Annotated in this window: 25 protein-coding genes; 11 read left to right on the top strand and 14 right to left on the bottom strand. The window is 69.4% G+C overall.

Annotation, left to right across the window (positions count from 1 at the left end; genetic code table 11):
- Positions 1 to 32: 32 nt before the first annotated feature.
- Positions 33 to 1292 carry an ABC transporter permease gene (locus ACSHT8_RS19210; RefSeq protein WP_436492244.1) on the top strand — a complete coding sequence of 420 codons (1260 nt, stop codon included), beginning with the start codon at positions 33 to 35 and terminating at the stop codon, positions 1290 to 1292.
- The gene (locus ACSHT8_RS19205) at positions 1292 to 1675 is read left to right on the top strand and encodes a cytidine deaminase (protein WP_436502103.1); all 384 of its coding nucleotides are present in this window, start codon (positions 1292 to 1294) and stop codon (positions 1673 to 1675) included. Before ACSHT8_RS19210 ends, ACSHT8_RS19205 begins: the two co-directional genes overlap by 1 nt.
- A gap of 167 nt (positions 1676 to 1842) precedes the next feature.
- Here ACSHT8_RS19205 and ACSHT8_RS19200 read toward each other — a convergent pair whose 3' ends face one another.
- Positions 1843 to 2130 carry a hypothetical protein gene (locus ACSHT8_RS19200; protein ID WP_436492243.1) on the bottom strand — a complete coding sequence of 96 codons (288 nt, stop codon included), beginning with the start codon at positions 2128 to 2130 and terminating at the stop codon, positions 1843 to 1845.
- A 98-nt stretch (positions 2131 to 2228) separates the two neighbouring features.
- On the opposite strand from ACSHT8_RS19200, the gene ACSHT8_RS19195 reads away from it, so the two are divergent.
- Together ACSHT8_RS19195 and ACSHT8_RS19190 are read left to right on the top strand one after the other, a co-directional pair.
- Positions 2229 to 3071: a helix-turn-helix domain-containing protein gene (locus tag ACSHT8_RS19195; RefSeq protein ID WP_436492242.1), complete on the top strand. Its 843-nt coding sequence runs from the start codon at positions 2229 to 2231 to the stop codon at positions 3069 to 3071.
- Between the two features lie 6 nt (positions 3072 to 3077).
- Positions 3078 to 3287 (top strand): DUF397 domain-containing protein, encoded by a 210-nt coding sequence (locus ACSHT8_RS19190; protein ID WP_436492241.1) that lies wholly within the window; start codon positions 3078 to 3080, stop codon positions 3285 to 3287.
- Here ACSHT8_RS19190 and ACSHT8_RS19185 read toward each other — a convergent pair whose 3' ends face one another.
- Complete coding sequence (locus tag ACSHT8_RS19185; protein ID WP_436492240.1) at positions 3288 to 3803, bottom strand: hypothetical protein; 516 nt, start codon at positions 3801 to 3803, stop codon at positions 3288 to 3290.
- A 785-nt stretch (positions 3804 to 4588) separates the two neighbouring features.
- Here ACSHT8_RS19185 and ACSHT8_RS19180 point away from each other — a divergent pair.
- A complete protein-coding gene (locus ACSHT8_RS19180; protein ID WP_436492239.1) occupies positions 4589 to 5932 on the top strand; it encodes a DUF222 domain-containing protein in 1344 nt (447 codons plus the stop codon).
- Positions 5871 to 7151 carry a thymidine phosphorylase gene (locus ACSHT8_RS19175; RefSeq protein ID WP_436492238.1) on the top strand — a complete coding sequence of 427 codons (1281 nt, stop codon included), beginning with the start codon at positions 5871 to 5873 and terminating at the stop codon, positions 7149 to 7151. The genes ACSHT8_RS19180 and ACSHT8_RS19175 overlap by 62 nt, the downstream gene beginning before the upstream one ends.
- On the opposite strand, the gene ACSHT8_RS19170 is transcribed toward ACSHT8_RS19175, so the two are convergent.
- Positions 7129 to 7641 (bottom strand): nucleotidyltransferase family protein, encoded by a 513-nt coding sequence (locus tag ACSHT8_RS19170; RefSeq protein WP_436492237.1) that lies wholly within the window; start codon positions 7639 to 7641, stop codon positions 7129 to 7131. The two genes, ACSHT8_RS19175 and ACSHT8_RS19170, sit on opposite strands and share 23 nt — an antisense overlap.
- 4 nt (positions 7642 to 7645) lie before the next feature.
- Positions 7646 to 8365, bottom strand: coding sequence for a TetR/AcrR family transcriptional regulator (locus tag ACSHT8_RS19165; protein WP_436492236.1), 720 nt, complete (start codon positions 8363 to 8365; stop codon positions 7646 to 7648).
- A gap of 94 nt (positions 8366 to 8459) precedes the next feature.
- Here ACSHT8_RS19165 and ACSHT8_RS19160 point away from each other — a divergent pair, with 94 nt between their 5' ends.
- Together ACSHT8_RS19160 and ACSHT8_RS19155 are read left to right on the top strand one after the other, a co-directional pair.
- Positions 8460 to 9965 (top strand): MFS transporter, encoded by a 1506-nt coding sequence (locus ACSHT8_RS19160; RefSeq protein WP_436492235.1) that lies wholly within the window; start codon positions 8460 to 8462, stop codon positions 9963 to 9965.
- A gap of 96 nt (positions 9966 to 10061) precedes the next feature.
- On the top strand, positions 10062 to 10421 hold the full coding sequence (locus tag ACSHT8_RS19155) for a DUF6086 family protein (RefSeq protein ID WP_436492234.1): 360 nt from the start codon (positions 10062 to 10064) through the stop codon (positions 10419 to 10421).
- Positions 10422 to 10513: 92 nt separating this feature from the next.
- Here ACSHT8_RS19155 and ACSHT8_RS19150 read toward each other — a convergent pair whose 3' ends face one another.
- Positions 10514 to 12019, bottom strand: a complete 1506-nt coding sequence (locus ACSHT8_RS19150; RefSeq protein ID WP_436502102.1) for a hypothetical protein — start codon at positions 12017 to 12019, stop codon at positions 10514 to 10516.
- A 264-nt stretch (positions 12020 to 12283) separates the two neighbouring features.
- Between ACSHT8_RS19150 and ACSHT8_RS19145 the strand changes: the two genes are divergently transcribed.
- The gene (locus ACSHT8_RS19145; protein WP_436492233.1) at positions 12284 to 13387 is read left to right on the top strand and encodes an adenosine deaminase; all 1104 of its coding nucleotides are present in this window, start codon (positions 12284 to 12286) and stop codon (positions 13385 to 13387) included.
- A 56-nt stretch (positions 13388 to 13443) separates the two neighbouring features.
- Here the strand turns inward: ACSHT8_RS19145 and ACSHT8_RS19140 are convergent, their stop codons facing one another.
- From ACSHT8_RS19140 to ACSHT8_RS19115, 6 genes are all read right to left on the bottom strand, one after another.
- Positions 13444 to 14694 carry a primosomal protein gene (locus ACSHT8_RS19140; RefSeq protein ID WP_436492232.1) on the bottom strand — a complete coding sequence of 417 codons (1251 nt, stop codon included), beginning with the start codon at positions 14692 to 14694 and terminating at the stop codon, positions 13444 to 13446.
- A 69-nt stretch (positions 14695 to 14763) separates the two neighbouring features.
- Positions 14764 to 15285, bottom strand: a complete 522-nt coding sequence (locus ACSHT8_RS19135; protein ID WP_436492231.1) for a YbaB/EbfC family nucleoid-associated protein — start codon at positions 15283 to 15285, stop codon at positions 14764 to 14766.
- Positions 15282 to 15671: a YbaB/EbfC family nucleoid-associated protein gene (locus ACSHT8_RS19130; RefSeq protein ID WP_436492230.1), complete on the bottom strand. Its 390-nt coding sequence runs from the start codon at positions 15669 to 15671 to the stop codon at positions 15282 to 15284. Before ACSHT8_RS19130 ends, ACSHT8_RS19135 begins: the two co-directional genes overlap by 4 nt.
- A 20-nt stretch (positions 15672 to 15691) precedes the next feature.
- Entirely contained in the window at positions 15692 to 16789 is a 1098-nt protein-coding gene (locus ACSHT8_RS19125) for a C40 family peptidase (RefSeq protein WP_436492229.1), read from the bottom strand.
- Positions 16786 to 17127 (bottom strand): hypothetical protein, encoded by a 342-nt coding sequence (locus ACSHT8_RS19120; protein ID WP_436492228.1) that lies wholly within the window; start codon positions 17125 to 17127, stop codon positions 16786 to 16788. Before ACSHT8_RS19120 ends, ACSHT8_RS19125 begins: the two co-directional genes overlap by 4 nt.
- Before the next feature lie 60 nt (positions 17128 to 17187).
- Positions 17188 to 17706, bottom strand: a complete 519-nt coding sequence (locus ACSHT8_RS19115; RefSeq protein ID WP_436492227.1) for a hypothetical protein — start codon at positions 17704 to 17706, stop codon at positions 17188 to 17190.
- A gap of 96 nt (positions 17707 to 17802) precedes the next feature.
- Here ACSHT8_RS19115 and ACSHT8_RS19110 point away from each other — a divergent pair, with 96 nt between their 5' ends.
- The gene (locus ACSHT8_RS19110; RefSeq protein WP_436492226.1) at positions 17803 to 18393 is read left to right on the top strand and encodes a type II toxin-antitoxin system antitoxin SocA domain-containing protein; all 591 of its coding nucleotides are present in this window, start codon (positions 17803 to 17805) and stop codon (positions 18391 to 18393) included.
- Complete coding sequence (locus tag ACSHT8_RS19105; RefSeq protein ID WP_436492225.1) at positions 18390 to 18971, top strand: Fic/DOC family protein; 582 nt, start codon at positions 18390 to 18392, stop codon at positions 18969 to 18971. Before ACSHT8_RS19110 ends, ACSHT8_RS19105 begins: the two co-directional genes overlap by 4 nt.
- Here ACSHT8_RS19105 and ACSHT8_RS19100 read toward each other — a convergent pair.
- The 3 genes from ACSHT8_RS19100 to deoC all read right to left on the bottom strand — a co-directional run bounded on the left by ACSHT8_RS19100 (position 18968) and on the right by deoC (position 22346).
- A complete protein-coding gene (locus ACSHT8_RS19100) occupies positions 18968 to 19828 on the bottom strand; it encodes an aldehyde dehydrogenase family protein (RefSeq protein ID WP_436492223.1) in 861 nt (286 codons plus the stop codon). The two genes, ACSHT8_RS19105 and ACSHT8_RS19100, sit on opposite strands and share 4 nt — an antisense overlap.
- The gene (locus ACSHT8_RS19095; protein ID WP_436492222.1) at positions 19821 to 21251 is read right to left on the bottom strand and encodes an aldehyde dehydrogenase family protein; all 1431 of its coding nucleotides are present in this window, start codon (positions 21249 to 21251) and stop codon (positions 19821 to 19823) included. Before ACSHT8_RS19095 ends, ACSHT8_RS19100 begins: the two co-directional genes overlap by 8 nt.
- A gap of 129 nt (positions 21252 to 21380) precedes the next feature.
- Positions 21381 to 22346 carry a deoxyribose-phosphate aldolase gene (gene deoC / locus ACSHT8_RS19090; protein WP_436492221.1) on the bottom strand — a complete coding sequence of 322 codons (966 nt, stop codon included), beginning with the start codon at positions 22344 to 22346 and terminating at the stop codon, positions 21381 to 21383.
- Position 22347: the final 1 nt, after the last annotated feature.

Below are 22347 nucleotides of genomic sequence, written 5' to 3'. Positions count from 1 at the left end.
GCGTTGCGTCCCGGAGCTTGCGGAGGGCAGCGATGAGCGCCGGGGGCCTCACCGTAGGGATGGAGACCGCGCCCGCCGCCAAGCGCGGCCGCAAGTTCTCCCCGATGGTCTATCTGTTCGCGGTAGTGGCCGGCCTGCTGGTGTTGTCGCTGGTCCGGGTGTTGGCCGGGGCCACCGACCTCACCTCGGCGGGCACTGTGCAGGCGGCGATCACCGCCGCCGTCCCGATCGCGATGGCCGCGCTGGCCGGGCTCTGGTCGGAACGCTCCGGCGTGATCAACATCGGCCTTGAGGGCATGATGGTGCTCGGCACGTTCGGCGCCGGGTACGCGGGCTACCAGTGGGGCCCGTGGGCCGGTGTCGCCTTCGGACTCCTGCTCGGCATCTTCGGCGGCGTGCTCCACGCCATCGCCACGGTGACCTTCGGCGTCGACCACATCATCTCCGGTGTCGCGATCAACCTGCTCGCGCCCGCCGCAGCGCTGTTCCTGTCGAAGCTGTACTTCGCCGACGCCCCCGGCGGCGGCCAGAAGCAGTCGCCCCGCATCGAGGACGCCGCCAAGGTCTCGGTGCCGGGGTTGTCGGGCGTGCTGGGCGACCTGGAGGCCAAACACTGGTTCTTCGTGTCGGACTTGGCAGGCATCCTGCGCGGCCTGCTGACCGAGGTGTCGCTGCTGTCGATCCTGGCCGCGCTGCTGATCATCGGCACGGCGTACGTGCTGTGGCGGACGCCGTTCGGCCTGCGCCTGCGGTCGTGCGGTGAGGCCCCGATCGCGGCGGAGTCGCTGGGCGTCAACGTCTACAAGTACAAGTACTACGCGGTCATCGGCTCCGGCGCCTTCGCTGGTCTGGGCGGCGCGTTCCTCGCGGTCAGCTCGGGCCAGTTCCGCGACGGACAGACCGGTGGCCGAGGTTTCATCGGCCTCGCCGCCATGATCTTCGGCAACTGGCGGCCCGCGGGTCTCGCGACCGGCTCCGGCCTGTTCGGCTACACCGACGCGTTGGCGTTGCGCGGTTCAACCGCTGTGCATGCTCTGCTGTTGCTGTTGGGCATCGCGCTGATCGTGGTCGCGGTGATCCAGTTCCGCGGCGGCCACAACGTGCTGTCCGGCGTCGCCGCGGCCATCGGCGTCCTGTTCGGCTGGTGGTACTTCTCCAGCGACGAGGTCCCGCCGGAGCTGGTCGGTGCCGCGCCGTACGTCGTGACGCTCCTGGTATTGGCCCTGGCCTCGCAGCGTCTGCGCATCCCGCGCGCGATCGGTGAGGTCTACCGCAGGGGCGAGGGCAAGTGATCGACTGGCAGTTGCTTCGAGATGAGGCCGTGAAGGCCGCCGCGTCCGCCTACTGCCCCTATTCGGGGCTGCGGGTGGGCGCGGCGGCGGTGGTGGATGACGGTCGGATCGTCACTGGCTGCAACGTCGAGAACGCTGCCTACGGCGTCGGCATCTGCGCTGAGTGCACGATGGCCGGACAGCTGCGCATCACCGGCGGCGGCCGTTTGGTGGCGGTCGCGTGCCGCAGCGGGTCCGGGGAGTTGCTGATGCCGTGCGGCCGGTGCCGCCAGATCATCTTCGAACTTGGCGGCCCGGAGTGTCTGGTGGACACCCCGTCGGGCCCGAGGCCGATGTCGGAGGTCCTGCCGGACGCGTTCGGTCCGGATCAGCTCCCGGGATGACCACCTCGGCCTGACAGAGCGTCGCGGCCTGGAACAGGATGTCGGCGAGTTCGGCCCACGGGCAGCCGTCGGGTCCTTCGGTGGTGGCGCGGACGACGAGTTCGCTGATCTTGTTTCGTAGCAGGACAAGCGCGGTGACGAGGTCGTGCTGCTCGACGGTGAGGAAGTCAGCCACGCTTGGCGGCCCACATGTCGGCGAAGTGGCGCAGGAGGTCGTCGTCGGACCAGTCGCCGTGGTGGACGGGGATGGCGTCGGCGAGGGGTTGGGGTCCTTCGAGGACGGGTCGGGGTAGTTCGTCTTTGAGGATGAAGTAGCGGCGTTGTTCGACGCAGGTGCCGCGGAAGACGGCGATGTAGCGGTCTCCTTTGGCCCAGCGGAAGGTGTGGCCGTGGGCGTACAGGCGGGAGCAGGCGGTTGCCCCGGTGTACGGGTGGGTCAGACCCTGGATCTGCATAGGGATAACGCTGGCGCAAAGAATGGACTTGCCCCAGGGGGAACATATGGTCGGATCATGCGGTGGCCGAATGCGGTTACATTCGCGAAACTGACGCCATGACCGCGAACTCGGCCCGTATGCGTGGCCTGGCAACGGAACTGCAGGATCTCCGCAAGGCCGCGGGCCTCACGCTGCGGGATGTCTCCGAACGCACCGGATTCTCTTTGGCCAAATTGAGCCGAATAGAGAACTGGATCAGGGAGATCAGCGTAGAGGACACCGCATCCCTACTCGGCGTCTACGCGGTCACGGGCGCCGATCGAGCCCGGCTCCTCGACCAGGCCAGGAACATCGGCCAGCCGAGCTGGTGGGCCATTCCGCGCGAGCACCTCAGCCCGCACCTGCCCACCCTCATCGACTTCGAGGCCGACGCGACCCGCATCATTCACTCGGCCATGCTGCGGATACCTGGCCTGTTGCAGATCCCGGACTACAGCCGAACCGTGATGATGGTCAGCGGTGTGCCCGCCGACAGGGCGCGATCGCTAGTCGAAGCCCGCCTTTACCGGCAGGAAGTCCTGCACAAACCGAACCCGCCGCACTACCTGGCCATCCTCGACGAGGCCGCGATCTTCCGGCCTACCGGGAGCTCCGCGCTAATGGCCGCACAGTTGGCGCATGTGTGCGCGATGGCCGAGTTGCCCAATGTCGATATCCGAGTGATCCCGCGCGAGCACGGCCACCATGTCGGCCTGGGCGGCAGTTACGTACTGATGTACTTCCCCAAGGCGCCGCCGGTGATCCACATGGAGCACCCGAAGTCCACCGTCTTCCTCAACGGGCCGGAAGAAGTCCGCATGTTCCAGGAGGCGACCGATAGTCTGATGGGGGTGGCGCTCGCGTCAGCCGATTCAGTGAAGTTTCTGCGGCGATACGAAGCCCAGTACAGCCGGGAGTGAAACAAGATGAACCTTGATCACGCGCGGTGGCGGAAGTCCAGCCGGAGTGGCGAGATGTCCGAGTGTGTCGAGGTTGCTTTCGTTCCCGGCCAGGTGGGCGTCCGCGACTCCAAGAATCCCTCCGGCGGCCTGATCGACCTCCCCGAGCGCTCCTGGCACCCCTTCCTCCACCAGATCGGCCGTGGGTGGGCCGGAACCCACCCACGACCATCCTGATCAGGCCTTCTTGAACGTCACCGAAACCGAGTCACCCGTCATCGCGATGGTGCCCGTCGTGGCGTGGCCTTCGAACGCGATCTTCTGCGCGGCCTCGTCATCCGCGGTGATCTTGTAGCCCGCCTCCGGCAGTGCGCCGCGGTAGAACCGCATGATCTTCTCCGCGCTCTCCCCGACGACGACGAACGAGCCCTCGCTGCCCGCCACCGGGTTGATCTTGGCGCCGCTGACGATCGGGAAGTCCTTCGGCGCGCCCTTCGGCAGGGCCGGGAGCACGACCGGCGGCTCCGACGCCGCGGCCGGGACCGACGAAGGCGCGGGAGCGCCCGTGGCGACCGGGCCGTCGGTGGCTGAGGTGTCCGTCTTGTCCGTCTTGGCCTCACCGGAGGCGGCCGTGGTCGTGGCGGCGTAGTCGGCGGCGGGCTTGGCCTCACCGCTGCAGGCGGCGGTGCCGAGGCCGATGCCGATCGCCGCGGTGGCGAGGATCAGGCGGGCGGCCGTGGTGGTGTTCTTCATGGTGATGATCTCCATGCAGGGTTGGCGACGGGAACCCCCGAACTTCCCGGCCAAATCGACCAGACTCCCCGACTGGGTTCCCTCCATCGATGTCGAAGAGGCTGCCGAGGATACGGTCAGCGAAGTCACGACTCTGTAGGCGGCGCCGAGTTGAGCGATTCAGTGGCGGCGCGTTTATTAACAGAATTCGTGGCGACCCGAATGGCAACACCGGGCGTTATCCGTTCACCCTCCCGGTCGTTGACCGGCTCATTCGTTCGGGTGGCCTCGAGTTGACCCCCCGGCGTTACGTTCCTCATTGGCGACAACTGCGCCGGGAAATCCACCCTCGTCGAAGCCGTGGCCGTCGCCGCCGGGTTCAACCCCGAAGACGTCAGCGACGCGCGCCGAGTCGTACTACAACGTCGCCACCGAGATCGAACGCCTCGACCGAGATCAACCACTGTGCAGCACTACGGCGGCCGTTCCCCCGCGCGAGCGCTCACCCGGAGAGTCCTTTGGGCCCTGTCGGCCGCCGCTTTGGCTCCAAGGGTCTCGACCTGCTCGACGGGCCGGATGCCGCGCTCTCCGTCCGCGGCTGCCTCGCCCTGGTCGCGCGCATCGCCGAAGTTGGTCGAGTAGCGCTGCCGGTTCGTCATCGCCACCCGCTCGCCGATCCTGACCCGCGGGTTCCTCGACTCGCCGGACCGCTGCCTCCGATATCTCATTTCGGAGCGAGATTCACGATCGGGTGAACGTGGTTTGACCTGCGGAAATAAGCGTTCCGCGCCGGTAGGATCGAACATGTGTTCACCGCTGAGGCTGTCGCGAGGATGAGCGACGTCGAGGTGCTGGACCTGCTGCGCGACCTCGAACGCCGGCGGGCCGCCCTCGACGCCGTGCAGGTCCGCGCGCTGGCTCGGATGGCCGAACTGCGCCCAGACCGCGACGCGGGCGGTCACCGGTTCGCGGGCGCCGAGGTCGGCGCCGCACTGACCTGGACCCCGGCCCATGCCGCGTCCCGCGTCGCCAACGCCACCCGGCTGACCACCGTGTTCCCGTCCACTGTGGACGCGCTGGCCGCCGGACACATCGACCTCGCGCGAGCACACGCCCTCGCCGAGATCACCGCCACCCTGTCCGACGATCACGCGGGCGAGGTCGAGACCTGGATCCTGGCCCGCGCCGAACACAAAACCCTCGACCGCTGGCGCCACGCGCTGCGCGCCAAGAAGGACCGCATCGACCCCGAAGGCGCCGACCGGCGCCGCGAACAACGCCGCCCTGACCGGCGAGTCGACCTCTACGCCGCCGAGGACGGCATGGCCCACCTCGACATCCACGACACCGGTGAACGCCTCCGCGCGGTGTACCTGATCCTCGACAAGCTGGCCCGCACCATGCGCGCCCACGGCGCCACCGACCCGCTCGACACCCTGCGCGCCGACGCACTCCACGAGATCGTCGTCAACGGCGGCGGCCGCGGCGTCAGCGTCGAACTCCACGTCGCCGTGCCCTACACGGTCCTGCTCGGCGCACACGCAGGCGGCACCCTCCACGGCTACGGCAGCCTCCCCAACACCGCCATCAAGGAACTCATCACCACCCACGACACCACCTGGCGACGCATCATCACCGACCCCGTCGGCAAAGTCCTCGAAGTCAGCGCCCGCCGCCACCCCGGCACCGACCTCGCCCGCCACATCCGACTCCGCGACCAAACCTGCCGCTACCCCGGCTGCCACCGCCCAGCCACCGCCTGCGAACTCGACCACACCACCCCACACAGCCACGGCGGCACCACCAGCGCACCCAACCTCGGCTGCCTCTGCCCACGCCACCACAAACTCAAAGACCAACCCGGCTGGCACCTCAAACAAACACGCCCAGGCCGCTTCGTCTGGACAACACCCACCGGAGCCACACACATCGTCGACCAAGAACCACTCGTCGACTACGACATCCCACCACCCCAGGCAACCCCAACAACCTGCCTACGCGGTCGCGGAACTCGCACCATTCTGAACCCGTGTCCCGCCCACCGTAGGGATACGGTTGGCCGGGAAGCACAACTTCGGGAGGCGTTCGGTGGAGCGGTTCAGTGCGGTCGACGTGATCCGGGCGAAGCGCGACGGTGCTCGGCTCAGTGACGATCAAATCGACTGGGTGATCGACGCGTACACCCGTGGTGTGGTGGCCGATGAGCAGATGTCCGCGCTGGCCATGGCCGTGTTCCTCAACGGCATGGACACCGACGAGACCGCCCGCTGGACCGCCGCCATGGTCGACTCCGGCGAGACCCTCACCCTCCACTCCGACCGCCCGACCGTCGACAAGCACTCGACCGGCGGCGTCGGCGACAAGATCACCCTCCCGCTCGCCCCGCTGGTCGCGGCGTGCGGCGCCGCCGTCCCGCAGCTCTCCGGCCGGGGCCTCGGCCACACCGGCGGCACCCTCGACAAGCTCGAGTCCATCCCCGGCTGGCGCGCCCGCCTCACCACCGAGGAGATCCTCGCCCAGCTCGCCGACGTCGGCGCCGTCGTGTGCGCGGCCACCGAGGGCCTCGCCCCCGCCGACCGCAAGCTTTACGCCCTGCGCGACGTCACCGGCACCGTCGAGTCCATCCCGCTGATCGCCAGCTCCATCATGAGCAAGAAGATCGCGGAGGGCGCCGACGCCCTGGTCCTCGACGTCAAGTGTGGCTCCGGCGCGTTCATGAAGACCGCCGCCGACGCCCGCGCGCTCGCCGAGGCGCTGGTCGGCATCGGCGTGGCGCGCGGCATCAAGATCTCCGCCCTGATCACCGACATGTCCGTCCCCCTCGGCCGCGCCGTGGGCAACGCCGTCGAGGTCGCCGAGTCCGTCGAGGTGCTGCGCGGCGGTGGCCCGGCCGACGTCGTCGAGCTGACTGTGGCCCTGGCCAGGGAGATGCTGACGCTCGCCGGTCTGTCCGATGTGGACCCGGCGGAGGTGTTGGCCTCCGGCGCGGCCTACGAGACCTGGGCCCGCATGATCACCGCCCAGGGCGGCGACCCCGAGGCCGCCCTCCCCGAACCCAAGCACACCCACATCGTCGAGGCCCCCGCCGACGGCGTCGTCTCCCACCTGGACGCCTACGCCGTCGGCGTCGCCGCCTGGCGCCTCGGCGCTGGTCGGGCACGCAAGGAAGACCCGGTCCAGGCCGCCGCGGGCATCCTCTGTCACGCCAAGCCGGGCGACCCCGTCAAGGCGGGCGACCCGCTGCTGGAACTGCGCACCGACACCCCGGACGCCGTCCCCGCCGCCCTCGCCGCCCTGGAAGGCGCCTACGCGGTCGCCGACTCCGCCCCGGCTTCCATCCCGCTAATCATCGACGCCCTGCGCCCCTGACTCTCACGGCGTCTCGGCCTGGTGCGCGATCATGTTCCGCATGCCGACGATCTTGGGCCAGTCGGCAGGAGCTTCGGCCTGAAGCAAGGTCGTCGACGCTTTGTCGTAGTTCCACCGCGTCGGCCAGCGCCGACGGTGCCACATGGGGTTTGAGCATCCGAGCAGGAACTATGTCGACTGGGTGGCCCAGCAACCGTTCCAGTTCCAGCTCGAGTGCGGCGAGGTCGAGCAGGTCGGCACCGGGGGCGAGATCGACGAGCAAGTCGATGTCACTGTCGGCGTCGTCCTCACCGCGCACAACACTGCCGAAGAGGCGGACGTTGTATGCCTTGTGCGCCTGAGCGAGGGCGAGCACCTCGGCTCGGTGTCTGGCCAACACCCGGCCCAGTGCCGAGGTCGGGCGGAACCTGCCCGCACGGTAGGCCCGCAGTTGGTCGGTCTGGGCCGCGACCTTGGCCGGTTCCTTCACCAACTCGGCGTCGGGCTCCATATCGCTACTTCGCGCGATCGTCGACCAGCGCCTCGATGCCGTCAAGGATTCGGTCGAGGCCGAAGGTGAACTCGTCGTCGATGGGGTCGTCCTGGTCGAAGATTCCGGACTCGAGGATGCCGGTCAGCTCGGGGTATGACTCCGGGGTGATCAGCCGCCGCAGCATTGCCGAGTAGTCGGGCATGGCCTCGGTCGGGTGCTCCGTGCCGATGTCGGCGGCGAGCGTCGCCACGGCGCGGACATAGCTGGTGACCAGCAGGATCGCCGACATCTTGTCCCCAGGGCCGAGTGGGGTGTGGGCCAGCGCGCGCAGGCCGCTTTCCAGCCACAGCAACTGGTTGGGCATCAGCGGCGGCCCGCTGATCGGCACCCGCAGAACCCACGGGTGTGACCGCACCGCGGTCAGTTCGGCCCACGCCCACTTCGTAAGGCTCTCCCGCCAGTCGCCCTCGATCGGCTCCGGGGCGGGGTGGTACGCGGCGTCGATCATGAGGGCGAGCAGCTCGTCCTTGGCGGAGATGTAGCGGTAGAGCGACATCGCGCTCGACCCCAGCTCCGCCGCGACCCGGCTCATCGACAGTGCGGGCAGTCCCTCGCGGTCGGCCACGGCGATGCCCGCCGCGACGATGCCCTCCAGCGTCAGACCGCGTTTCGGGCCGCGGTTGGGGCGCTCGCGCAGCCCCCAGGCCGCCTCGATGCTCTCCGGCAGTCCAGTGCTGCTCATGGCCTCCGCTTTCGTTCGGGGTTGACCCATCATAGTTCTGCGTATAGCTTACGCAGTATCGCGTAGGGGATACGCAGTAACGAGGGGATAGATCATGAACACCACCGCCGGGCGCAGGGAGTGGATCGGGCTCGCCGTCCTGGTCCTGCCGTGTCTGCTGGTCTCGATGGACGTCAGCGTCCTGTTCTTCGGCCTGCCGTTCATCAGCGCCGATCTGGGGCCGACCGCAGGCCAGCAGCTCTGGATCATGGATGCCTACGGGTTCGTCCTGGCCGGTCTGCTGATCACGATGGGCGCCGTCGGTGACCGCATCGGCAGGCGCAAGCTGCTGCTCATCGGCGCCGCCGCGTTCGGCGCGGCCTCTGTGGTCGCCGCCTACGCCCCGTCCGCGGAGCTGTTGATCCTGGCCCGCGGCGTCCTCGGCCTGGCGGGCGCGACCCTCATGCCGTCCACCCTCGCCCTGATCCGCAACATGTTCCACGACGCCGCGCAGCGCAAGACCGCCATCGCCATCTGGACCGGCGGCCTCACCCTGGGCGCCACCATCGGCCCGATCGTCGGCGGCTTCCTGCTCGACCACTTCTGGTGGGGCTCGGCGTTCCTGATCAACGTTCCGGCCATGATCTTGCTGCTCATCGTGGGTCCGCTGCTGCTTCCCGAGTTCCGCGCACCCGAGTCCGGCCGCTTCGACCTGCCCGGCGCCGGCCTGTCGCTGGTCGCCATGATCACCCTGATCTACGGCATCAAGCGCGCCGCGATCGACGATGTCGACGGACTCGCGCTGGCGGCCCTGGCGTTGGGCCTGGTGCTGGCGGTCGCGTTTGTCCACCGGCAGCGCACCACGGCCCACCCGCTGCTCGACGTCACCCTGTTCCGCGACCGGACCTTCAGCGCGTCCGTGCTGATCAGCGTGGTCAGCATGTTCTGCTTCATCGGGATCACGCTCTACACGAACCAGTACCTGCAACTGGTCCTCGGGATGCGCCCGTTCACCGCGGCGCTGTGGTCGCTGGCGGTCATGCCGGGCGTGATGATCGTGATGACGGTGTCGGGCATGCTGGCCAACAAGGTCCGCGTGTCGGTCCTGGTGCTGTCGGGCCTGCTGATCCTGACCTCGGCGTTCGTGGTCCTGATGTTCGTCCGCGCCGACTCGCCCCTGTGGCTGGTCCTGACCGGCGCGGGCCTGGTCGCCGCGGGCGTGCTGGTCACGACGTCGCTGCTGGCCGATCTGATCCTCACCGCCGCCCCGGCCGAGAGTGCGGGCACCGCGTCGGCCGTCTCGGAGACCGGCAGCGAACTCGGCGCCGCCCTGGGCATGGCAATCCTCGGCAGCATCGGCGCCGCGATCTACCACAGCGAGATGGCGGACCCGGTGGCTTCCCTGCCCGCCGACACAGCCCGAATCGCCCGCGACACCCTCGGCGGCGCCGTTTCTTTGGGCGACCCGGCCCTGATCCAGGCGGCCCGCGTCGCCTTCACCCACGGCTTCACGGCGACGGCGACCGTGGGGGCGGTCTTGGTGGCCCTGGTGTCCGTCTTCGCCTATCGCGCCCTCCGGCACGTGCCGGTGGCGGCGAAGGAGGGAACGCTCGTGGGGTGATGGGGCAAGTGCTTCGGGAGGGGCCCACCTACTGGGGGGTAGGTGGGCCCCTCCTCGCTGCCCGGATACTGTCGCCGACCAGATTGGAGGCCGTCGGTGAGCTACTACTTCGAGGTCGGCGGCGAGACCGTCTGGAATCCCGCTCTTCGCATCGGCAAGGTGTATGTCACGCACGCTGAGGGCGTGGCGGCGCAGATGGGCCTGCCGACTGGTCTCGCACCCGCCGATGACGACTCTTGTGCGGTCGATGTTCAGGCATTCCCGCGGTTTGTCGACTGCTTGCTGGAGTGGGACCGCACGACCCGCCATCCCGTCATGCACGCGCTGCTCGACGGCTTGCTGATCACCTCGCTGGCGCTGCGGGAGGCCATCGGAGGTGCTGTTCCCCCGAAATCCGAACGGGAGGCCGCCTTGCTCGCCGAGGCGACAAAGCTCGCACGATCGATGGGGCCGTGAACGCGGATCAGGCCGGTTTGCGGATAACAGCGAGCAGCTAGCAAAGAGGGCCCCTCCCACCGAACGGGAGAGGCCCTCTTTGTGAATCGTGCTTACGCGCCCGCGGCGATGTCGGAGTCCTCGGACTCCTCGATGGCCTTGTCCGACTTCACGGCCTTGCCGTTGGTCGGGCGACGGCGGTTGCCCTGGCGGGGCAGCGCGGTGGGCGGCGGCGGGGTCGGGGTGCCGCCGCCGAGCATCAGCTCGGCGAAGGTCGCCATGGCCTCGTCCAGGTGGCCGCCGATGCGGCGGACCGACTCCTCGTTCGTCTTCTTCACCAGGGTCTCGACCGAGGACGAGTCCGGCTGGTTCGACAGTGTGCCCTCGACCTTGCTCAGGCTGGTCTGGATGGCGCCGCGCAGGTCGCCGAGCTTGGCGGTGAAGCCGTCCTCGACGGTGTCCAGGCGGGTGGTCATCTCGTCGAGGCGCTCGGTGACCTTCTCCAGGCGCTGGGCCAGGCCCTCGAGGCGGTCGCTGGCGTCGACGGTCTCCTGGGTCTCGCGGAGGGCCTCGCGCAGGGCGGCGGTGGCCTCCTCGAGCTTGCCGTGGACCGCGTCGCGGGTCTCGCCGAGGGAGGTGCCGAGTTCGTCGCGGGCGCCGTCGAGCTGCTGGGTGGCGGCGTCGAGCTTGCCGTGCAGCGAGTCGGCGGTCTCGGTGAAGCGGCCGTGCAGAGCGTCGGTCGACTCGCTGACCTTGCCCTGGATGGCGTCGGTGGACTCCGTCAGCTTCACGTTGAGCGCGGCGGTCTGCTCGGTGAGCTTCGCGTCGAGCGCCGTGGTCGACTCCGCCAGCTTGCCGTGCAGCGAGTCGCTGGACTCGGCGAGCAGGCCGTGCAGGGCGTCGGTGGACTCGGCCAGCTTGGTGTGCAGCGAGTCGGTCTTGCCGTGCAGGCTCGACGACGTCTCGGCGATCTTGTTCTGCGTCTCGGCGAGCTTGCTCTGCAGCGCGTCGGCCGAGGCGGTGACCTTGCCGTGGACGGCGTCGGAGGTCTCCGCGACCACGCGCGCCAGGGCGTCCTTGGTGCCGTCGAGGTGCTCGTGCACGCCCTCGTCGACCTCGTCGAGACGGCCGCGCAGCGCGGTCTCCATGATCTCGATGCGCTCCCGGACCGGGCCGGTGGCCAGCGACGGGACCTGGTCGATCTTGCCGTCCTGCTTGTCGAGGTGGTGGTCGAGCTCGTCGATGCGGCGGTGGATGCTGAGGAGCTTGTCCTCCAGCCCGTTCATCCGGCCCGCGACACCCTCGAACTTGCCCGCGACGCCGTCGAGGCGGCCGTCGAGCTGAGCGAACGGGGTGGCGAGCTTGTCGACGATGCTCTCGACCGCGCGGCCGATCGCGGCGATCGCGCTGTCCTGCGCCTCCAGCTTCGACATCGCCGCGTCGAGCCGCTCAGCCAGGACGCCGACCTCGGTGCGGTCGGGCATCTCGGACAGGCGCTTGCGCACCGACCCGATCGACTCCAGCGGCGACAGCCTGGCGTGGATCTCGTCCAGGGCGTCGAAGATCTGCTGCTGTTCGCTCTCACGGATCTCGGCCGCGCGCGTGAGCATGTTGCGCATCCGGTCGAACGACACCGTGGGGTTGTTGCTCTCGTTCACGGAGGTGACCTTCGTCCTGGGGAGGGGAGATGCAGACGTCTTCGAGGAGCCTAGCCAGTCCCCGTAGGCGTCCATACACCACCCGTTGATAGTTCGTCGGCTCAGACACGGCGGATTGGACCGTTCGGCGTAGAGCCGGGCCGCTCTTGCTGCGGCGCCCGCGAACCATACGTGACGGGTCAGCTACCCGATCGGGTGACCGCGAAAAGTGAGTACCGTGTCCACATGTCGAATCCGTCCTCGGCACCGGTCACCCCGGAAGCCATTCTCGGCGCGCCCAAGGTCCTGCTGCACGACCACCTCGACGGCGGCCTGCGCCCCGCCACAGTCATTGATCTTGCCGAGTCCAGCGGCTATTCGGGACTGCCGACGACCGACGCGGCCGAACTCGGCGCCTGGTTCCGCGACGCGGCCGACTCGGGCTCGCTCGTGCGGTACCTGGAGACGTTCGCGCACACCTGCGGGGTGATGCAGGACGAGGCGGGGCTGGTCAGGGTGGCCGCGGAGTGCGCGGAGGATCTCGCCGCGGACGGGGTGGTGTACGCCGAGGTCCGGTACGCGCCCGAGCTGTTCTGCGAGCGCGGGCTGGAACTCGACGCGATCGTCGAGGCGGTGCAGGCCGGGTTCCGCGAGGGCGAGCGGCGCGCCGCCGCGGCGGGCAGGCCGATCCGCATCGGCACCCTGCTGTGCGCGATGCGGCAGAACGCGCGGTCGCTGGAGATCGCCGAACTGGCGGTGCGGTACCGGGACGCGGGCGTGGTCGGCTTCGACATCGCGGGCCCCGAGGCCGGGTTCCCGCCCACCCGCAACCTCGACGCGTTCGAGTACCTGCGGCAGCAGAACGCGCACTTCACGATCCACGCGGGCGAGGCGTTCGGCCTTCCGTCCATCTGGGAGGCACTGCAGCACTGCGGCGCGGAACGGTTGGGGCACGGCGTGAGGATCATCGACGACATCACCGTCGCCGACGACGGGACTGTCCAGTTGGGACGGTTGGCGGCCTACGTGCGCGACCGGCGGATCCCGCTGGAGATGTGCCCGTCGTCGAACCTGCAGACGGGCGCGGCGCCGTCGATCGCCGAGCACCCGATCGGGCTGCTGACCCGGCTGCGGTTCCGGGTGACGGTGAATACGGACAACCGACTCATGAGCGGCTGCTCGATGTCGAGCGAGATGGCGGCGCTGGTGGAGGCGTTCGGGTACGGGTGGGCGGATCTGCAGTGGTTCACGATCAACGCTATGAAGTCGGCGTTCATCGGTTTCGAGGAGCGCCTGGCGATCATCAATGACGTGATCAAGCCGGGGTACGCCAAGCTCATGGGCGTGTAGAGGCGCAAACGAAACGAGGGTGCCGGAAAGTTCCGGCACCCTCGTTCGCGTCCAGATCAGTGCGTGCGCAGACGGTCCTCGAAGTTCTGCACCAGCTTGTTCCACTGCGCCGACTCCGCGTCGAACGGCGCGGACGGCGCCATTCGGGTCGGGTCCGGGGCCAGGATGAAGCTGACCAGCCAGCCCAGGCTCTCCGACTGGTTGAGCGCCTCGCCCACCGACTCGTCGCCCGCCCAGTCGGCGGCGTCGGTCAGCAGCTCGACCGCGAGGTCCAGCTGCACCGGGTCCACCGCGTCGACGCCCTCGCCGAGGTCGTCGCCCAGGCCCTGGAGGACGTAGGTGTTGTCGGTCTCGACCTCGAGTTCCAGACTGCCGTCGGTCGCCTTCGTGGCGACCTCGTCCCAGGTCGACACCTCGGCGAGGTCGTTGTCGCCGTGGTCGCCGGTGGCCAGGAACTTGGCAAGGCCGCGGGCCGACGTGGCGACGTCGATCTTGCCGTCGGCGCCGAGGAAGATCGGCTCGTCGTCGAGGTAGCAGCGCAGGGTGTAGTACTCCTGGCCGTTGCTGATGATCTTGATCGGGTCGATGCCGACCTCGGACCAGAACCCGGCGGGCGCGTCCTCTTCTTCCTCGGCCTCTTCGTCCGCGGCCTCGTCGGCGACGGGCTCGATGTCGTCGTCGTCAGCGGCGGCCTCGGCGGCGTCGGCGTGGAAGGCGGCCAGTTCCTCGGCGCTCTTCTCCAGGGCCGTCTCGTCGACCGACGGGGTGGTGACCACCGAGTCGAGCGCGTCGAGGACCTCGTCCCAGCGCTCGGCGATGGTCTCCGCCAGATCCGTCCACAGCCGCTCGCCGTCGCGGCCGGTGAAGGGCAGCGTGCCCTGGTCGAGCACGGAGAACCCGTCGGCCGAGTTCAGCACGTCGTGCACCTCGTCCAGCTCGCACACGTCGGCGAGCGAGCGCACGATCTCGACGATGTCGGCGAGCTCGCCGACCGTCCACGTGTCCGGCTCCTCCGCGGCCAGCTCCGGCACGCCCACCAGGTCGTACTGGTGTGCCTCATCCGGCATCAGCTCGGCGACCGACAGCGCGGGCACGAGGTGCCACGCCGGGTGGTCGGACAGGTCGTGCTCTTCGGTGGTGCGGACGAAAGCAGCGAGATGGGCGGCGTCGGGGAAGGCGTAGAGGTCGTCCTCGTGGCCGAGGAACGCCTCCCATTCCTCACCGTCTTCCCGCCAGCGCGGCGCCCACAGCGTGACGACGTCACCCTGGGGCAGCCCGAGCTCGATCGGGACGATGTCCTGGGCCATTGGAGGTCCTCCTGGTGCGCGCAGCCATCGGCGTACGTGGGGTGCAGGCGGCAGCCTACGGGGTGGGGATCACCGGTCCGAACGTAGGGAGGACAGGTCGAACGACAGCGGATCGTCCGGGTCGAACCCGTCATCCTCGACCGGTTCACCGCGTGACCGGTCGGCGCTCGTACGCAACCGTTCATCGCGGCGCCGCTGGAACTCCTCCGCCGTTATGCCGCTGGCATTGGGCTGTCTGGCCGGGGCCGACCGGCCGGAGATCAACTCTATGGCGTAGGTCATAGTGTCGCCGAGGATCGGGGCCAGCTTGTTGTAGCCCGCCTGCGTCGCCTGGTCCATGGCGGCTTGCGCGACCATCACGATGAGCCTGCCGAGTTGGTCGGCGCCCCAGCGGACCGCGTCGGGCCGCAGCCACAGCTCGATCAGCTTGCCCCGGCCGTCGACGGTGACGCGGATGCTCTGGTGGTTGTCCCACGCGGTGCCGCGCACGCCTTGAAGGACCGTGTCGATCCCCGCGAGCGCCTCCTGGCGCGCGCGGCCGTCCTCGATGAGCTGTTTCGTGGTGCGCCGGACCGGCTCGCGCTCGGTCATCGCGGCGGCCTCCGGTGGCCGAGCGGGCTGTCGAACGCCTCGTCCTCATCCTCGTCGTCGGGCTCGTAGCCCAGCGACGTCAGGTGCTTCTCGCCTTCGGGGCCGAGGACCGGCGCCAGCGTCTGGTACATCGCCGCGCCCGCGCGCTTCGTCGCGCGCTCGGCGAGCGCCATGATCTGCGCGGCCAGCGCCTCCGACCCGCTCGACAGCGCGGCGGGCGTCAGCTTGACCTCGCTGAGCAGACCGCCGGGGCGGACCTCCACGGTGACCGCGCCGTCGCCGCTGCTGGCCAGGCCGGTGACCGGCCCGATCCGCTGCGCGCGCTGCTCGGTTTGCTCCACCTTGCGCTGGACCGTGTCGAGCTCATGATCGATATCGATCTCCACGGGCCCAGTCTGCCGCAGCCTCAGCCGGTCGGCCGGTAGAAACCGACAAATGGCATACCGGAGTTGGTCGTGCGCAGCGGCCCGACCTGCACCGGGTCGCCCGCCTCGACGATCTGCCCGTTGCCGATGTACATCGCCACGTGCCCCTCCCAGCAGACCAGGTCGCCGGGCAGCAACTGGTCGGCCGAGGGCACCTCAGCGCCGATGTCCTGCTCGCGCGACGTCCGCGGGATGTCGAGGCCGCCCTCGCCGTAGGCGTACTGCGTCAGGCCGCTGCAGTCGAGCCCGTTCCCCGGCGACGTGCCGCCCCAGACGTACGGGACACCGAGCTGGCTCAGGGCGGCGCGGACGGCCTTGGCTGCGGTCTCGTTCGGGGCCATCACGGAGCTGCCGTCGGGCAGGTTGACCTGCACGCCCGTGCCCGGCTGCGGCGGAATGGCCATCGGCAGCCTGCGCTTGGTGACGGTCCCGCCGCCCCCACCGCCGCCTCCGCCACCACCGCCCCCTCCACCGCCGCCCCCGCCGCCTTGGCGGTCGTTGTAGGCCGACGGCGACGTGGCGCCGGAGGGTGTGGTCGACTGCGAGCCGCCGGTCAGCTTCGTGACGACGCCGCTGAGCTGGGTCATCACGGTGTCGAGGTTCATCGACGTGTCGCCGGTGAGCTGGGCGGCGTAGCGGGCCAACTCGGTGAGCTTCTGCTGCGCGCCAGCCGGGTCGCCCGCCTGGCGCAGGGCGGCCGCGGCCTGCAGGAGTTCGGCGGCCTTGCGGTTGAAGTCGTCGATCTGGGCCTGGTTGACCTTCTGCCCGACCTTGAGGATGTCGCTCGCCTCGCGGACCGCCTGCTGCACGCCCGCGCTGTACTGGCTGAGGTCGGTCCCCGCCTGACTCTGCCCGGCGACGTCGGACTGGTGGCGCGTACTGCCCTGGCCTGTCCAGCCCTCGCGGAGCCGACTGGCACTGCGTTGCCCGTCGTAGGTGGTGGTGTCGAGGGTGGTGACTACCGTGGCGTGGGCGCTGCCGATCCGGTCGATCGCCGCGTCGTCGGTGGCCAGGTGGCGCTGCGCTGTCGCGGCGGGCTGGATCATCGGCTCCAGCAGGTCACGCACGGGCGCGGTCACGAGATCTCACCCGCGGCCCGACGCAGCGCGTTGGTCGCGTCGTCCTCGGTCGCCTGCATGTTGGTCCACGTGTTGCGGACGGCCTCGGCGGTGTTGCCCATGCTGTCGGCCAGCCCGCGGACTCGCTTGAGCTGGTCCTGTGTCGCCGACCGGATGGCCTGACTCAAGCCGACCTCGCCGCCGATGATCGAGAACGCGTCGTCCCCGAACTCCCCGTGCGGCGCCAGGTCGCGGTCGGCCATGCCCCTGAGCTGGTCGGCCAACGGGTTCACCCCGGCGGTGTAGGCGGCGAAGGCGTCTTCCTCGCCGTAGTAGCCGCTGGTGTCTGATCGCGTCACATCGCCCCCTTGCGTCGGGAGTTGGACGCACGTCCCTCCCCGATGGCTCCCCTCGATTTTTCAGGCTAACGGCCCGGCCTGCACCTCAAGGATGGTTTCGTACACGTCCCGGGCGTCGGTCACCTCGACCAGCGCGATGGGCACCGGTTTGCCGCCCAGGTCGGCGTTGAGTTGCGCCCAGAGGCTGGGCCGCGCACCGAAGGTGATCGTGCCGACGCCGGAGTCGTCGGTGGTGTGCAGCGCGGCCGCCGGGAGGGCGCGCAGGGCGGCGGAGCGGGCCTTGCCGCGGTCCACCGCGACCACCCGCGTGTTGGTGACCAGGTATCGACGGTCGGTGGTGCGGCGACGGCGGTAGGCCAGCCAGAACCGGAACACAGCCACCGCGGTGAACCCGCCGATCGCGCCGAGGGCGGGTCCCCAGAACAAGTTCACGGCCACGACGGCGACGAAGGTCGCCAGGGCGGCCACGGCGAGGATGAGCAGCACGCGGTCCGTGCTGTCGGTCCTGGGCGGCCGGGCGGTGGTGCCGGACCACAGCATTTCTTCCCCCACGCCCAACTGCTCCAAATCGCTCGCCACAAGGCCGCACGGTAGTGGGGAACACACGACTTTCGCAGGTAAACCCGGTATTATTGACCCCGGAGCCCGCCATCTACCTCGACATGGGAGGCCAGTGTGGCCGACGTGCACGACGTCGCCGCCGCGATTCTCGCCGAGACGGGGCCGGACTCGCCAATGCGGTTGCAGAAGCTCCTGTACTACGTGCAGGGTTGGCATCTGGCCATGAGCGGCAAGCCCGTCTTCCCCGACCGCATCGAGGCGTGGAGGGCCGGGCCGGTGGTCCCCGAGGTCTACAAGCACCACGAGGGCAAGCGTGAGGTCGCCTGTTGGGACGAGGGCGATCCCGACCGCCTCGACGCCGAGTACCGCGAGACCATCCGCTGGGTGGTCGCCCGCTACGAGGGCTTCGACCGCCACCAGCTCAGCGCCATGACCCACGACGAAGAGCCGTGGCGGGTCGCCCGCGCGGGACTGTCCGACGACGAGCCCAGCTCGCGGCCGCTGTCGCCGAAAGTGATGGCCGACTACTTCGGCAGGCTGATCTGCGACCCGGACACCGCCATCCGCGAGGCCAAGGCCAGCGCCCGACTTGAAGGACTTGAGATCCCCGAAGACACCATGGCCCTCGCGCGCGCGGTCGGCGCGGGCCAGTTGACCACCGAAGAGGCCATCGCGCGGCAGATCCGGGAAATCGTCGGTCGGTGACCCATCAGGACCCGTACACCGATCCGCGGACCGGTGTACTGCACAACAACTTCGACATCGAAGACCCGGCCACACTGGTCGACATCGAACGCAGGCTCTCGTTCCTCCGCGATGAGGAACTGCGCATCGGCCCGCTCGCAGGCGTGTTCGACCTAGCGCACCTCCGCGCCCACCACCGCCACCTGTTCGGCGACGTTTACCCGTGGGCGGGCGAGATCCGCCGCGTCGACATCGCGCGGGAGGACGCCCCGTTCGCGCACTGGCGGTTCGTCGAGCCCGCGCTGGGGGACTTGTTCGGCAAGCTCCGCCGTGAGGACCTGCTGACAGGGCTGGACCAGCCGGGCTTCGTCGCCCGGTTCACCTTCTTCTTCGCCGAGGTCAACGCCGTCCACCCGTTCCGCGACGGCAACGGCCGCACCCAGCGCGCCTTCTTCCGCCACCTGGCCGCCCACGCGGGCTGGCGGGTCGCCTTCGCCGGGATCGAGCGGGCCGACTACCTCGACGGCTGCAAAGCCGCGATGGTCGGTGAGCTGGACCAGCTCACCGACCTGTTCGCGGCCGTCGTCGAACCTGTCTAGACGCCCATCGGGTGCCAGACCGTCTTCGTCTCCAGCACCGCCCGCAGCCTGCCGATGTCGGGCTGGCGTGCCCAGTCCTGCTCGGCGGCCCGCAGCACCCGCTTGACCGTGCCCGCCGCCGACGCCTCCAGGTCGGCCCGCAGGTCGTCCGGGGCGCCGGTCAGGTCGAGCGCGTTGACGTCGGCGTGCGAGGCCAGCCACGGGGCCAGTTCGGCGGTGTGCCCGGTCAGCAGGTTGACCACGCCGCCCGGCACGTCCGAGGTCGCCAGGACCTCCGACAGGGTGATCGCGGGCAGCGGCCGGTCCTGGCTGGTGACCACGACCGCCGTGCAGCCGGTCGCGATGACCGGGGCGATCACGCTGACCAGGCCCAGCAGCGACGACTTCTGCGGCGCCAGCACGGCGACCACGCCCGTCGGCTCCGGTACGGAGAACGAGAAGTACGGCCCGGCCACGGGGTTCGACGCGCCGAGGACCGTGGCGATCTTGTCGGTCCAGCCCGCGTACCAGACCCACCGGTCGATCGCTGCGTCCACAATGGACTGCGCCTTCTTCGCCTGCACGCCTTCGCACGCCGACACCTCGGCGACGAACTGCTCGCGCCTGCCCTCCAGCAGCTCCGCGACCCGGTAGAGCACCTGGCCGCGGTTGTAGGCGGTGGCGCCCGACCACTTGCCGAACGCGCCGCGGGCGGCGACGACGGCCTCGCGAACGTCCTTTCGGGACGCCTGGGACGCGTTGGCGAGGAACTTCCCACGCGAGTCCACGACCTGGTACGTGCGACCGGATTCCGAGCGCGGGAACGCACCACCGATGTAGAGCTTGTACGTCTTGGCGACGGAGAGACGGTCAGACATCGAGGTAGGCCTCCAGACCCGTGCGGCCACCTTCGCGACCGAAGCCAGACTCCTGGTACCCGCCGAACGGGGCGGTCGGGTCGAACCGGTTGAACGTGTTGGCCCACACCACGCCCGCGCGCAGCTTGTTGGCCATCCAGAGGATGCGGGACCCCTTCTCGGTCCAGATCCCGGCCGACAGCCCGTACGGGGTGTTGTTGGCCTTGGCCACGGCCTCGTCGGGCGTGCGGAACGTCAGTACCGACAGGACTGGGCCGAAGATCTCCTCGCGCGCGATCCGCATGGCCTGGCTGACGTTGGCGAACACGGTCGGGGCGAAGAAGAAGCCCTTGTCCGGCAGCGGACACGACGACGTCCACCGGACCGCGCCCTCGGACTCGCCGGAGGCCACCAGCTCCTGGATCTTGGTGAGCTGCTCCCGCGAGTTGATCGCGCCGACGTCGGTGTTCTTGTCGAGCGGATCGCCGATCCGCAGCGTCGAGACGCGCTTGTGCAGCTTGGCCAGCAGTTCCTCGGCGACCGACTCCTGCACCAGCAGGCGTGAGCCCGCGCAGCACACGTGGCCCTGGTTGAAGAAGATGCCGTTGACGATGCCCTCGACGGCCTGGTCGAGCGGGGCGTCGTCGAACACGACGTTCGCGGCCTTGCCGCCGAGTTCGAGCGTGAGCTTCTTGCCCTTGCCCGCCAAGGACTTTTGGATGATCTTGCCGACCTCGGTGGAGCCGGTGAAGGCCACCTTGTTGACGCCGGGGTGGTTGACCAGTTCGGCACCGACGTCGCCCGCGCCGGGCAGGATGTTGACCACGCCCGGCGGCAGCTCGGCCTGCTGGATGATCTCGGCGAGGACCAGCGCGGACAGCGGCGTCGTCTCGGCGGGCTTGAGGACGACGGTGTTCCCGCAGGCCAGCGCGGGTGCGATCTTCCACGCGGCCATCAGCAGCGGGAAGTTCCACGGGATGACCTGGCCCGCGACGCCCAGGGGCTGCGGGTCGGGGCCGTAGCCCGCGTAAGCCAGCTTGTCTGCCCAACCGGCGTGGTAGAAGAAGTGCGCGGCCGCCGTCGGCACGTCGACGTCGCGGGACTCCTTGATCGGCTTGCCGTTGTCGAGGCTCTCCAGCACGGCGAGTTCGCGCGACCGCTCAGCCACCATGCGGGCGATGCGGAAGATGTACTTCGCGCGTTCGGCGCCCGACATCGGGCCCCACACCTTGCTCTGCGCGCGGGCCGCCGCCTTCACCGCTCGGTCCACATCGGACGGTGCGGCGGTGCTCACCTCGGCCAGCACCTCCTCGGTGGCCGGGTTGACCGTCTTGAGCGGCTCACCGGCGCCCTCGACGAACTCGCCGTCGAGGAACATCCGGTAGCTCGGCTTGAGGTTCGCGATCGCCCGCGACTCCGGCGCGGGGGCGTAATCGAAGGTCATCTCAGTCCACCGTCACATTGTCAGGGCTGGTGGTGCTGTTGGTTGGTTGGGTTCGGCGAGTCATCTCAGTCCACCGTCACATAGTCAGGGCTGGTGGTGCTGTTGGTTGGTTGGGTTCGGCGAGTCATCTCAGTCCACCGTCACATAGTCAGGGCCGCTGTAGTTGCCTTCCAGCTGCGTCCGGCGCTGCATGAGCAGGTCGTTGAGCAGGCTGGAGGCGCCGAAGCGGAAAAGCTGCGGGTCGAGCCACTGCGGGCCCGCGACCTCCTGGACGGCCACCAGGTAGCGGATGGCGTCCTTGGTCGTGCGGATGCCGCCCGCGGGCTTGACCCCGCGCAACTCGTCCGTCGCGGCGTGCCAGTCGTGCACGGCCTGCAGCATCACGTGGGTCACCGGGAGGGTCGCCGCGGGGGAGACCTTGCCGGTGGAGGTCTTGATGAAGTCGCCGCCGGCGAGCAGCGCCAGCCAGGACGCGCGGCGCACGTTGTCGTAGGTGGCGAGCTCGCCGGTCTCGAGGATGACCTTGAGGTGCGCGTCGCCGCAGGCGTGCTTGATGGTGCGGATCTCGTCGAAGACCTGGCCGTAGTGCCCGGATAGGAACGCGCCCCGGTCGATGACCATGTCGATCTCGGTCGCGCCCGCCTCGACGGCCATCTCGGTGTCGGCGATCTTGATCCGCATGCTCGACCGCCCCGACGGGAAGGCGGTGGCCACGCTCGCCACCCCGACCCCGGTGCCGGTGACCTCGGCGACGGCCGTCTCGACCATGTCCGGGTAGACACAGACAGCGGCGACGTGCGGGACGTCGGGCCGCTCCGGATCGGGCCTGCGGGCCTTCGCGCAGAGCGAGCGCACCTTGCCCGCCGTGTCGGCCCCTTCGAGCGTGGTCAGGTCGACCATGGAGATCGCCATGTCGATCGCCCACATCTTGCTGGCCTTCTTGATACTGCGCGTCGCCAGCCCAGCCGCCCGCTGCTCGACCCCGACCTGGTCGACGCCGGGAAGCCCGTGCAGGAACCGCCGCAACGAGGTCTCATCACGGGCGGCGTCGGCGAACTCGGGAGGAATCGACGTCTTCGTCGAGGACACAGCCATG

The sequence above is a fragment of the Actinokineospora sp. HUAS TT18 genome, from assembly GCF_051364635.1.
Taxonomy (GTDB): domain Bacteria; phylum Actinomycetota; class Actinomycetes; order Mycobacteriales; family Pseudonocardiaceae; genus Actinokineospora.
This window is presented reverse-complemented; position numbering and strand designations above follow the sequence as displayed.